The organism is Microvirga soli, from assembly GCF_016734765.1.
GTDB lineage: Bacteria > Pseudomonadota > Alphaproteobacteria > Rhizobiales > Beijerinckiaceae > Microvirga > Microvirga soli.
Window position 1 is genome coordinate 20587 of sequence record NZ_JAERQE010000049.1, and the last position, 12300, is coordinate 32886.

Below are 12300 nucleotides of genomic sequence, written 5' to 3' on the forward strand. Positions count from 1 at the left end.
CCCCTTCTGCACAACTCCCACTCGCACGCCGAATGCTCATCTGGGACGTCGCGCACGAGGTGGCGTCCCGCATAGTCTATCTCGATCCAGCTACAGGGCTGGCTTGGCTATACAGCGTGCATGGGAACGGATGGCCCTATCCTATTCCGCAGGAAATACTGCTCGACGCGATCCAAGGGCCTGAAGGTGACTTTCGGGTATGTCGCGATGACCCGCTTAGACGGACATTCTTCGATGCAAGCCCACGAGACCACGCGATCCTGACTGCTACGGACAGGAGACATATCGAGCTCTGGGAGCTGATCAAGCCTCTGGTAACGGGCGACAATGCGCGCGCATTACTGACAAAGGCGACCCGGGCGCCACTAATTTCCGCACGGCTGGAGGAAGTGAAGTGCACACGTCCAACTATCGTCAGTACGGTTCGGCGCTGGTGGGCGCGTGGAATGACGTATCAGGCAATAAGGCCTGATCTGCATAAGTGCGGCGGGCCTGGCAAGACCCGCACAGCAACTATCCACAAGCTAGGTCGGCCGTGTTCGACGGAACCAGGGACAGGGGTACTCATAAGCGATGAAGTTCGCCGCTGGCTTCATATAGCCGCGGACTACTACTTTCACACCAAATGCACTCGGCAGAAGGCATTGGAGCACATCATAGACGACTACATTGCGGAAGACTCTGTCGACGCCATGGGCCGCCCAGACGTTTCTATCGACAGCAGCCTCGTCCCGACACTTCGCCAGTTCGACCACTTCGTCCGAACCTTCTATTCCTACCCACGGCGATATCGCGGAGTGCATGGAGAGAGGGCTTGGAATCTTCAGGGACGTCCCACCTTGGGAGATGCCAAGGGCGACGTCCAAGGTCCTGGAGATCGCTATTACATAGATGCTACTGTTGCAAACGTCTACCTCCGATCGCAACTTGATCGTACCCGAATAGTGGGCAGACCTGTCATCTATCTTGTCGTTGATGCCTACAGCGACATGATCGTCGGAATTTATGTCGGCTTCGAGGGGCCCTCGTGGATCGGTGCCATGATGGCGCTCGTCAACGTCGTGACTCCGAAGGTCGAATTCTGCCGACAGTTTGGCATCGATATCAGTAGCGACGAGTGGCCGTGCCATCATCTCGGGCACGTGCTTCAGGGTGATTCCGGAGAGCTTAAGTATAAACTTGTGGGCGAAAACATCGAGAGATGCCTGGGGATGGAAATCGACAACACTCCAGTGGGGCGACCCGATCTGCAAGCCCCGGTCGAACGTCGCTTTGGAACTGTCCCCGCGACGTTCAGAGAGTTTACCCCAGGATACGTCGAACCTGACTTCGGTGAGCGCGGCGCGAAGGACTATCGTGTCGACGCGAGACTTACACTACGCGAATTCACCGCTATCCTGCTCTACGCAGTTTTGGATCACAATTACCGTCCCGTTGAAAGCAAGCCTATACCGCCCGAAATGATCACCGCTGGCATGATCGGCTCTCCGCTCGACTTTTGGGAATATGGCATCGCCAACGGGAGTGGTGAGCTAACGCTCGCGTCAATCGACGAGGTGGCCTTGAACGTTCTATGCACGGGCAGGGCACAGGTCACTCGCAAGGGAATTCGCTTTGAAGGTGAACATTACACCTGTACCACGGCTGATCGAGAGGACTGGTTTGCCGAAGCCCGCCGATGCAGTTGGCCGGTTTTGGTTTCGTACGATCCACGAGACTTGGGCACATTCTATCTTCGCGATCCGAAGCTTCAAGGGGGATATGAGATTTGTCACGTCATCAACCCGAACTCTGACCGTGTCGGTACATCTCTAGTTGAGGTTAGGGAACTCAACAGAGAGAGGAAAGCCACACTTGCGGCCACCGCGCACGATCGATTGAGACGTAGGATCAAGCACCGCCGTGCCGTTGCTGCGATCGAGAGGCAAGCGAAGGCGAAAACCGAGGCTGTTTTAGATCCCAAGCTATCAAAGAACGAGCAAGTGTCATCGATCAAGAACAACAGGGCAGAGGAAAAGAATGCGCAGCGGGAGCGTGAAAGTTTCTTGTTCAGACTAGACCCATCCCAAAGACCTGATGACGAGAGCGGGCTCACTGACGCAACCGAAGCGATGACACGTTTTGAACAGGATGCACTCGCCACCTTGCAAGATCATCACGACAGGCGCAATAGGCAAGGGCAAGATGACTGAGCTTAGGGTAAACCTTCCACCTAATGTGCTACCCGCTGAATACCGCCCTGCGGACCTTCCGGAGCATCGCACGAACCCCTTAATTGAGGCGCTCCCTCCTTTTGCTCAAGGCAAAGAGTTGTCGAGAGCATTTGGTCGCTTCCCAATTATCTCGGAAGCGGAACGGCGTTATCCTCCAGGAGTTCGAATGCAGGCAGTATTGCGCTTGCACCGCTACCTTGAGCCTCTTCCTTCGCACTTTGAGATTATGGAAAGAATCGGTCTCATCTTACGCGGCGGTTACACCTATAGAAATTCACTGGATGACTCGTATCGAGCTTCCCAGGTAGATTTCTACAGATCGAATATGGATCGGCAATTCAAACTGATCGCAGAATATGAGCCAATTACAGCTCCGTCCGCATCCCTATTCGGCATATCAGGCGTTGGAAAGTCCACAGTAGTTGAACAGACCCTCGCGTTCTTCCCACGCGCGATATGTCACGAAAAGCATGGCTTCATCCAAGTCCCTTGGCTCAAACTCGATTGTCCGCCGGGAGGGCATCTTAAGGATCTACTCCTCGGGATCCTGCTGCGAATTGATGACCTACTCGGCAGCGAGTATAGACCGCACAGACGCTCCGATAGGACGATTCCGGAGCTGATACTCAATACGGCGAAGGTGGCTGCCGCTCACTTTCTAGGCATTCTGGTAATTGATGAAATCCAGAATTTGATCGATACGAGCGGCGTCGGTCCGGACCTTCTTTCACAGTTTTTCGTGATGTTCGCTAATGTTGTGAAGATTCCGATCTTCGTTATTGGCACTCCTCGCGCGATTAGTTCGATTCAGCGTACCTTTCACGGCGCGCGACGGGTTGGAGACTTCGGCGCACTGGTCGCGCTACCGCTCACTCGTGGCCCGACTTGGGACTTTTTCTTAACTCGCTTGTTCACGTACCAGTGGGTGGCAAAGCCGATTACTCTGGATGATGAACTATCATCTACCATATTTGACCTAACCCAAGGGGTACACGCACTCGTCGTTCGACTTTTCCAACTCGTCCAAATTCAAGCCATACGCCTTGGGCTCGATACGATTTCACTGGAGATGTTTCGGGTGGTTGCTTCGAGTGAACTCCAGCTCGTTGAGCCGATGCTGAAAGCGCTGCGCGCAGGAAAGGATGTCAGGAAAAAGGCCTACGATGATCTTTTCGCCGCCGGATTGACGGCAATCGGCAACTCTGTGGCCGATAGCGTTCGTCTTGAGGCTTTGAAGCAAAAGACGACCAATGGTGAAATCTCGGCGGCGCATCGGCTCCACGTTATCTCCGTTCTTGTCGGGCTTGGCTTTGAAGAGCATCGTGTAGATGAAGTCGTCAAAGGATTGTTTCACGGCAATCCCAAAATGGCTGTCGCAGACGCGGTTGCCCAAGCCCTCGAGCAGTTGCAACCACGATCGACATTCGATCAAAGTCTGCCCTACCCGACTTTGAAGGAAGTGGTTCAAAATGCTGCTTCCGACGAGCGTCCGGCTGATGCCCTACGATCGGCGGGAGTGATCTATCCATCCAGCGACGACAGCAGCCCGGCTTGATTGACAAGAAGTCTCGGATACTCCGTGAAACGAGAGCAACACAATGTAGGGGTATCGAATGTTGGTTCAACTCCCGACGCCGTATCCAGACGAACTCCTGTACAGTGTCATTGCACGTTATGCTCGGTATCACGCTCTGGCGTTCAAGCGTGTTCAAGTGGCACTGTTCGGCCGTGTGGAGCCGCCTCGCGTGGCCCTACCAATGTCTCTTGGCGAATTGGCGACGAGGACGGCTGCGACCTGGGGAAGGTCGGCTGACGAGATCGCTATAGAGTTGACGCTCTTTCCTTACTATGGGTGCTGGGCGGGTGCGAAGAGATCCGGCAACTGTCTTGAGCTCATGAGAAGCGGTCGAGGTAGTGCATTTCGCAGCATCGGTGCGACAACCCCATCCTCCATGCCGAGACACGATCTCATGTTTTGTCCGGAATGTAGGAGTATTGACTTGTCTACCTATCGAGAAACCTATTGGCGCCGGTGCCACCAGCTTCCGGGAGTTCTCGTTTGCGCAGAACATGAGTGTCACCTTGCGCGTGGTGAGTCTCGCACCCAAGCACATCGCTATTTTGACGCCACGGATCACACACATACGGTTGCATCATCGCGCCTACGGGCCTCGGAGCCTGATACGTTAGCTCTGATCGCGATTGCAAGGAGGTCTCGAGATATTCTTCATGGCAATCCTCCGGATTGGGTAGGTGATGACTTTCACTTTGCCTATTCTACGAGATTGGCCGATGCGGGTTTTTCAGGGGCCAAAAGTCGCGATGTCATCGCAGATATTGGAAGTGCCTTCGAGAAATATGTTGGAGAGGCTCCGCTTAGGTATTTCCTGAGAGGGGTAGAGGACAAAGGGCACTGGATTCGCGAAATACTTGGGCGACGGAAAGAGAAAACATGCCATCCTCTTCGCCACATACTGTTCCAGCTCTTTCTTGAAACATTCCCAAGTACTCCCTCGCGAGATGTTCGCTTTGCCGCTGGCCCTTGGAAATGTCCTAACAAGTACTTTCAACATGAGGATCTCTTTCCGATTAAGGGCGCTTTGAGCAAAGCCCGCCGCGATGGAGTCCGTTCAGTATCGGCTCGGTGCTCGTGCGGCATGCGTTTTACGTTTTCCCGGTGCGACGAATCAGACCCAAGGCTTCCTGTTATAAGAACGGTTCGCAGTTTCGCTCCAACTTGGGCAGGAGAAATTAATAGAATGAAAGCATCAGGGATCAGCGTTCTGGTAATTTGTAAGCAGATGAAACTTCCTTTTAACGCCGTGAAGCATCTCTCCAAGGAGGAAGTTAGCCAAGATTGGCTGCGGGAACGCCAAGCAGATCTGCGCAAACGTTGGAGCAAGTGCTTGATGGAGGCTCCAAATCGGAGCTGGGCTTATGCCCACAGTAAAAATCGGTCATTATACAGAGATTTGAAAACATTCGACCGCAAATGGATTGAGTCGAATAGACCAATGCGTGGAAGGCCTGCCTGTCTGACCAAAAATGAATGGCGCCTCAGGGATAATGAATATTCGAAGCTATTGAGGAATACTGTACGCGCGCTACGGAAAGATATGGTGGGTGGCTCACTATCGGCCAATCGAATTATCAGTGCAGCGAATTTGAAACCGTGGCTGTACAGAAAGCTTGACTGTTTGCCGAAATGTCGGCGGCTGCTGGCGCCCATACTAAGAAGCCGACGCCGGAAGATGTGATTACTTCAAGCTCCGAAGCCACGTGTCTACATGGCATTAGATAACATGAGATAACTTGGCTTCTCCGCAATCTCTCGTCGTAAACCTAACGGAATTTGGCAATGAAGGCCTCCTCGTCCGAGATTGCAAAACTTCATTGTAACGCAAATTCTTTATTGTAATGTAAAATCTTTATTGTCGCTTCATACCGACCGGGAGAGGCTTCGCTTGCCCATCATGGCGTTCTCTTTCTCGATGAGCTGCCGGAATTCCAGCCTCAGGTTCTGGATTCCCTGCGGCAGCCGATCGAGGCAGGCGAGATCCTGATCGCCAGGGCCAATCACCGGGTCACCTATCCTGCCCGCTTCCAACTCGTCGCCGCCATGAACCCCTGCCGCTGCGGGCAGGCCACGGAGCCTGGCTATGTCTGCCGCCGCCAGCCGAACGAGCGCTGCATCGCACAGTACCAGGCGCGGCTCTCGGGCCCGCTCCTCGACCGCATCGACCTGTCCATCGACGTGCCAGCCGTCACGGCCGCCGACCTGATCCTGCCGGCTCCCTCCGAGGGCTCCGCCGAGGTGGCGGCGCGGGTGGCAGCAGCGCGGGAGCGACAAACAAAGCGTTATGCAGCCCTGAGGCTCGACGGCGTGACCACCAACGCCGCCTGCCCACCGGCCCTGCTGGAGGACGTGGCGCAGCCCGATCCGGAGGGCCTGTCCCTGATCCGAGATGCGGCCAATGCCATGCGCCTCTCGGCTCGTGGCTTCCACCGGGTGCTGAAGGTGGGCCGCACCCTGGCCGATCTCGACGGCGAGGAACGGGTGCGTCGCATCCATGTGGCCGAGGCCCTCTCCTATCGGGCTCACACGGACCGACGCCCCGCCGCCGCGTGAGGGAAGGACAAAAATCCCGTCACTCCGGCTCGTGAATCCCTGGATGGGCCCGACATTTTCCACCGGAACAGATTTGTTTTCTGTCACAAAACAGTGTGGAACGGGTTCTATGTCATGACGGGAGCGGAGCGGCGCCAAATATGGCCCGCCGCCGCAGAGACGGTTCTGTGGGGCAGCAATGAGCGATTATCTTTCGAACCATGAAGCGGCTGGCTCCGCTCCTATCGGTTTGCGTCCTGACGGTTTCAAGTTCATGCCCGGCGGTGACAGGTTCGTTCGCCACTATGGCAGCCTCGATCCGGTTCTCGGCCGGATCGGCTCCCTCGAGGTTCGTCTCGCAACCACCACCAAAGAGATTCGGCGCGCCCAACGTCTGCGCTTCAAGGTGTTCTACGAGGAGATGTCCGCTTCGCCCAGCGGCGCGGCCCTCATCTCCCGCCGCGACGTGGACGAATATGACCGGATCTGCGACCACATCCTCGTCCTCGATCATGACGTGAAGGCCAAGCCCTTCCGCCCGGCCAAGCCCAAGGTAGTGGGCACCTACCGGCTGCTCCGCCAGGACATGGCCGAGCGTCACAGCGGGTTCTACACGCGGGGCGAATACGATATCGCACCACTCCTGAAGGCGCATCCCGGCCTGCGCTTCCTGGAGCTCGGGCGCTCCTGCGTGCTCAAGCCCTACCGCAACAAGCGCACGGTCGAATTGCTGTGGCACGGGATCTGGGCCTACGTGCTCCATCACCGCATAGACGTGATGATGGGCTGCGCCAGCCTGGAGGGCACGAACCCGCGGGCGCTGGCGCTCCCTTTAAGCTTCCTGCACCACTACGCCGCCTCGCCTGCCGCGTGGCAGGCCAGCGCCCTGCCGGAACGCTTCACCCCCATGGATATCCTGCCTAAAGACGCCATCGACCCGAAGGCTGCCCTTCACGCGCTGCCGCCCCTGATCAAGGGCTATCTGCGCGTCGGTGCGACCTTCGGCACAGGCGCGGTAATCGACCGGCAGTTCGGCACCACCGACGTGCTCGTGGTGCTGCCCGTCTCGGCGATCAATCCGCGCTACATCGATCATTTCGGCCCGACCGCAAACCGCCACGCCGCCTGAGCGGATCAGGCCACGGCCTCGATCCGTGCCGCCATCGCCCGGCGCCATTCCTCGCGCACATCCGGGTCGCCTTCCCGATCTATCCGGTCCGCGGCATGACGCGCCATCGCGTCGGGCGGCAGCAAACGGCCGAGCGCCCAGACCGCCATGGCACGCACCAGCGGCGAGGCGTCGTCCAGCAGACGCTCCACCTCTTCGGCAAGACCTGCATCGCCCGAGTTGCCGATGGCGATCAGCACGTTGCGGATGAACCGATCACGGCCCGTACGCTTGATGGGCGTACCGGCAAAGCGGGTGCGGAAAGCGGGATCGTCCAGGCGGGCGAGATCCGCCAGCGGCAGGAGGGCGAGATCCTCCCGCTGCACGAGCCGCGCTTCGCGCCCAGCCTGCGCGAACTTGTTCCAGGGGCACACCGCCAGGCAATCGTCGCAGCCGAAGATGCGGTTGCCGATCCCGGGGCGCAGCTCTTCGGGAATATGTCCCTTATGCTCGATGGTGAGATACGAGATGCAGCGTCTGGCATCGAGCTGGTAGGGCGCGGGAAAGGCGTTGGTCGGGCAGACGTCGAGGCAGCGGCGGCAGGAGCCGCAATGATTGCGCTCCGGCGCGTCGGCGGGCAGTTCCGCCGTGGTAAAGATGGCGCCTAAGAAAAGCCAGTTGCCGAACTCGCGCGAGACGACCACCGTGTGCTTGCCCTGGAAGCCGAGGCCCGCCGCTTCCGCGAGCGGCTTTTCCATCACGGGCGCCGTGTCGACGAACACCTTCACGTCGGACGAGGCTTTTGAGGCGAGGAAGCCCGCCGCCTCCTTCAGCTTGCCCTTGATCACGTCGTGGTAATCACGGTTGCGAGCATAGACCGAGATATAGCCGCTGTCCTTGTGCGCAAGTTCCGCGAGAGGATTCTCGGCCGGGCCGTAGTTCAGCCCGAGCAGGATGACGCTGCGCACCTCCGGCCAGAGGGCGCGGGGATCGGCACGGCGCTCTGCCGTGTCCGCCATCCACTCCATGGAGCCGTGATGACCGGCCTCGAGCCAGGCCTGAAGGCGCTCCGGCGCGAGCGGGATCGCATCCGGGCGGGCAATACGGACGGTGTCGAAGCCGAGCGCCATGGCGCGCTCGACGAAAGTGCGTTTCAGCGCCTCGCTGGCTTTCACATTTGCCGCATGATCCGGGCGGACAACCGGTTCCCACTTGTCCTGATCATGCTCTAGAAGTCCAGATTGTCGTAATGATCCGCTGGCGCCATGCCCGGCACCCGGTCCGCCAGGAGCGCGCGAAAGGACGGCCGGGACTTGATCCTGGCGTACCAAAGCTTCGCTGTCTCGTCCTCGTTCCATGGCACGTCGCCGAGATAATCCACCACCGACAAATGGGCCGCCGCCGCCAGATCCGCATAGGTCATCTGGTCGCCGGCAAGCCAATTCCGTTTTGAGATCAGAAAACCGATATATTTGAGATGGTATCGCACATTGGTCTGGGCCGCGCGAATCGCACCCATGTCCGGCGGACCGCCCCCCAATTCGCCGGGTGTGAACCGCTTATAGATCTTTTCTGTGGCAAGGTAATCCGACACCTCGCCGTGAAACTTGACCAGGAACCAGTCGAGCAGGCGGCGCACCTCGACCCGCCCGGCAAGCTCCCTTGGCAGGAAGCGGCGATCCCGAAGCTCGTCCCCCCTGGTCTCGTCCAGGTATTCCGCAATGCCCATGGGGCCGGGCACCGCGAGCCCGTTGTCGTCGACGAAGAGCGGGAGGTTGCCGGCCGGGTTGATCTCCAGATACGGGATGCGCCGGTCCCACGGCTTCTCCTCGACCACGTCCGGCTCAAGGCCAAGCTCCGCCAGAATAAGGCGCGCGAACCGCGACTGCGGGCAAAAGGGATAGGAATGCAGGATAGCCATGAATCTATGAGAGAGCGAAACAGGCGGCGAGAATAAGGCCGTGCTTCGTTAAGGGTTGGTAAGGAATATTGGTGAATCTCATGTCTCTGACGCAGAAGGGCCGCGCCATGAGCGCAAACCTTTCTTGACAGACGTGGAAGCGCTCACGCATCTGGCGCCGTTCTCAGGATTTTCAACGATGTCGCAAATCATCGAGGCGCTCTTTCTCGGCCTCATCGAAGGTCTGACGGAGTTTCTCCCAGTCTCCTCGACCGGCCACCTGCTCCTCGTCGGCCACTTCCTCGGCTTCGAGTCGACGGGCAAATCCTTCGAGGTGCTGATCCAGCTCGGCGCGATCCTGGCGATCCTGTCCGTCTACTTCAACAAGCTCTGGTCGATCGCCAAGGCCCTGCCGCACGACCCCATGGCGCGCCACTTCGTCATCGGCGTGCTGGTGGCCTTCCTGCCCGCGGCCCTGATCGGCGCCGTGCTGCACGGCTTCATCAAGGAGGTGCTCTTCAACCCCTGGATCGTGTGCGTGACGCTGATCGTCGGCGGCTTCGTGCTGCTCGTGATCGACCGGATGCCCCTGGAGGCGACGAAGACCGACGCGACCCGGTTCCCCCTTTCGATGTACCTCAAGATCGGCTTCATCCAATGCGTGGCGATGATCCCGGGCGTGTCGCGCTCCGGCGCCACCATCGTGGGCGCCATGCTGATGGGGGCATCGAAACGCGCGGCGGCCGAATTCTCGTTCTTCCTCGCCATGCCCACCATGGCGGGCGCCTTCGCCTATGACCTGTTGAAGAACTACAAGATTCTCTCCGCCGACGATGTCACGATCATCGTGGCGGGATTCATATCGGCCTTCGTGGCGGCCCTGCTCGTGGTGAAGATGCTGCTCGACTACGTGTCGCGCCACGGCTTCACGCCCTTCGCCTATTGGCGCATCCTCGTTGGCGCCGCAGGTCTCGCGGGTCTCATGGTCTACGGCTGATCCATGTTGTCGCGCGATGAGTCCCTGGCCGTCACCCTGTCCGTTGCGGTCGCGTTGCTGGTTGCAACAGTCGCAATCCTCTTTGCGATGAGCACGGAGCCTCGAGCCGCAAGACAGGACGGCGCGCCGGATGCGACGTGCCTGGAATGGACCGACAGCTGCGTCGTCTGCCGCCGCGCATCCCAGGGGCTCGCCTGCTCGACGCCGGGGATCGCCTGCACGCCGTCTGCGCCGCGCTGCCTGCGGCGGTAAAACATCCCGACGTCATCCCGGACGAAGCGCAGCGCAGATCCGGGATCGTGTGCAGAATATGGCTCCCTTTCCCTCCCCCTTGTGGGGAGGGATCAAGGGTGGGGGTGTGAGCGATAGCCCATGAAGGTCAGGCGCCGACACCCCCACCTCCAACTCCTCCCCACAAGGGGGAGGAGGGCTCTAGCGCCGCACTCTTCCAACGATCCCGGGTTCTGCTCCGCAGCCCCGGGATGACGATGTTGCTACGATGGTTGGTCTTACGGAATCGTCTTGTCCGGATAGCGGCACAGGTCGTTCACCGGGCAGCGCCAGCATTCGGGCTTGCGCGCCTTGCAGATGTAGCGGCCGTGCAGGATCAGCCAGTGATGGGCGTGGAGCCGGTACTCGTCCGGGATCAGCTTCTCGAGCGCAACCTGCGTGTCGAGCGGCGTCTTGGTGATGGCGAGCGGCAGGCGGTTGGTGACGCGGAAGATATGCGTGTCGACCGCCACCCGCGGATCCCCAAAGGCGATGTTGACCACGACGCTCGCGGTCTTGCGCCCGACCCCCGGCAGGGTCTCCAGGACCTCGACGGAGTTGGGCACCCCGCCGTCGAATTCCTCCACGAGGCGCCGGGCCATGGCGATCACGTTCTTCGCCTTGGTGTTGAAGAAGTTCAGGGTCTTGATGTGCTGGCGCAGGCCTTCCTCGCCCAGGTCCAGCATCCTCTGCGGCGTGTCGGCGACGGGAAACAGGTTCTTCGTCGCCTTGTTGACGCCCACGTCCGTGGCCTGCGCCGAGAGCGTCACGGCCACCAGCAGCGTATACGGGTTCGTGTAATCGAGCTCGCCCTTGGGTTCCGGATTGGCCGCGTGCCAGCGGCGGAAGATCTCGACCATGGTCGCCCGGTCGACCGGCTTCGGCACGCGGGAGCGCACGGCCCTGCCGACGGCTTTCGCCGGGACGGCAGGTTTCTGTTTCGGCTTTGAGCTGCGGCGGGTTGGCGGCTTCAGATCGGACATTCGTGCGTTATACTTATGCTATGGCAGGCAGCAAGGCGATAGAGGGCGAGATCGACCGGTTCGAGCAGCCGGTGTTTTCGGCCGTCATTCGCCCGCACCGGTCCTTAAGCCCGCAAGGCTTCAAGGTCGTCATGGTGCTGGTCTGCCTCACCTCCCTGGTGGCGAGCATCCCCTTCGTGGTCATGGGCTTCTGGCCGGTGGCCGGCTTCTTCGGCCTCGATTTCCTCGGCCTCTACATCGCCTTCCGGGCCAGCTACCGGCAGGGCGATGCCTTCGAGCTGCTCGAGCTGACCCCGATCCGGCTCCTGTTCCGCAAAGTCAGCCCCAAGGGCGAGGTGAAGGACTGGCAGTTCAACCCGCTCTGGACCCGGCTTGATCGCGAGATCGACGACGAGTACGGCATGCAGCAGCTGGCACTTGCCTCCCGCAACGACCACGTGGTCATCGCCCGCGACCTCTCCCCGCCGGAGCGCGAGACCCTGGCCGAGGCGCTCGGCCGCGCCCTGGCGGATGTGAAGCGGGGCTATTGAGAAAGAGCCAGCACCTTCGGGCCTGAGGCCGGGTGGCCTCAAGCCGTCAGGTCAATCGAGGGTGGCGTGGTGGGCAGCCCAGCTCGATGATGTGTGGTGAATGTGAGAGCCAAGCTGCTCGTCACGCGCGGTTTGTTTCAGCGGACCTGGAGGCATGCCAGGATCGGCCACCCGCGATCACAGGCGTGCGA

10 protein-coding genes and 1 pseudogene are annotated in these 12300 nt (G+C 59.5%); 7 read left to right on the plus strand and 4 right to left on the minus strand.

What is annotated here, in order from left to right:
- Positions 1 to 32 precede the first annotated feature (32 nt).
- The 5 genes and pseudogenes from JKL45_RS24605 (at position 33) to olsB (ending at position 7450) form a co-directional block, all read left to right on the plus strand.
- The gene (locus JKL45_RS24605; RefSeq protein ID WP_512699591.1) at positions 33 to 2192 is read left to right on the plus strand and encodes a TnsB C-terminal domain-containing protein; all 2160 of its coding nucleotides are present in this window, start codon (positions 33 to 35) and stop codon (positions 2190 to 2192) included.
- A gap of 187 nt (positions 2193 to 2379) precedes the next feature.
- On the plus strand, positions 2380 to 3768 hold the full coding sequence (locus tag JKL45_RS24610) for an ATP-binding protein (protein WP_201864441.1): 1389 nt from the start codon (positions 2380 to 2382) through the stop codon (positions 3766 to 3768).
- A 58-nt stretch (positions 3769 to 3826) separates the two neighbouring features.
- The gene (locus tag JKL45_RS30930; RefSeq protein ID WP_201864442.1) at positions 3827 to 5470 is read left to right on the plus strand and encodes a TnsD family Tn7-like transposition protein; all 1644 of its coding nucleotides are present in this window, start codon (positions 3827 to 3829) and stop codon (positions 5468 to 5470) included.
- 188 nt (positions 5471 to 5658) lie between these two features.
- A pseudogene (locus tag JKL45_RS24620) lies at positions 5659 to 6342 on the plus strand (ATP-binding protein); the annotation flags it as partial.
- A gap of 253 nt (positions 6343 to 6595) precedes the next feature.
- Positions 6596 to 7450: a l-ornithine N(alpha)-acyltransferase gene (gene olsB / locus JKL45_RS24625; protein ID WP_446685715.1), complete on the plus strand. Its 855-nt coding sequence runs from the start codon at positions 6596 to 6598 to the stop codon at positions 7448 to 7450.
- A 5-nt stretch (positions 7451 to 7455) separates the two neighbouring features.
- On the opposite strand, the gene queG is transcribed toward olsB, so the two are convergent.
- The gene (gene queG / locus JKL45_RS24630) at positions 7456 to 8559 is read right to left on the minus strand and encodes a tRNA epoxyqueuosine(34) reductase QueG (protein ID WP_201864450.1); all 1104 of its coding nucleotides are present in this window, start codon (positions 8557 to 8559) and stop codon (positions 7456 to 7458) included.
- A gap of 98 nt (positions 8560 to 8657) precedes the next feature.
- Positions 8658 to 9350: a glutathione S-transferase family protein gene (locus JKL45_RS24635; protein WP_201864444.1), complete on the minus strand. Its 693-nt coding sequence runs from the start codon at positions 9348 to 9350 to the stop codon at positions 8658 to 8660.
- A gap of 178 nt (positions 9351 to 9528) precedes the next feature.
- Here JKL45_RS24635 and JKL45_RS24640 point away from each other — a divergent pair, with 178 nt between their 5' ends.
- Positions 9529 to 10326, plus strand: a complete 798-nt coding sequence (locus tag JKL45_RS24640) for an undecaprenyl-diphosphate phosphatase (RefSeq protein WP_201864445.1) — start codon at positions 9529 to 9531, stop codon at positions 10324 to 10326.
- Here the strand turns inward: JKL45_RS24640 and JKL45_RS24645 are convergent.
- Both JKL45_RS24645 and nth read right to left on the minus strand, forming a co-directional pair.
- The gene (locus JKL45_RS24645; RefSeq protein ID WP_201864446.1) at positions 10317 to 10583 is read right to left on the minus strand and encodes a hypothetical protein; all 267 of its coding nucleotides are present in this window, start codon (positions 10581 to 10583) and stop codon (positions 10317 to 10319) included. The two genes, JKL45_RS24640 and JKL45_RS24645, sit on opposite strands and share 10 nt — an antisense overlap.
- A 252-nt stretch (positions 10584 to 10835) precedes the next feature.
- A complete protein-coding gene (gene nth, locus JKL45_RS24650; protein ID WP_201864447.1) occupies positions 10836 to 11579 on the minus strand; it encodes an endonuclease III in 744 nt (247 codons plus the stop codon).
- A gap of 20 nt (positions 11580 to 11599) precedes the next feature.
- Here nth and JKL45_RS24655 point away from each other — a divergent pair, with 20 nt between their 5' ends.
- On the plus strand, positions 11600 to 12109 hold the full coding sequence (locus JKL45_RS24655; protein WP_201864451.1) for a DUF2244 domain-containing protein: 510 nt from the start codon (positions 11600 to 11602) through the stop codon (positions 12107 to 12109).
- Positions 12110 to 12300 lie beyond the last annotated feature (191 nt).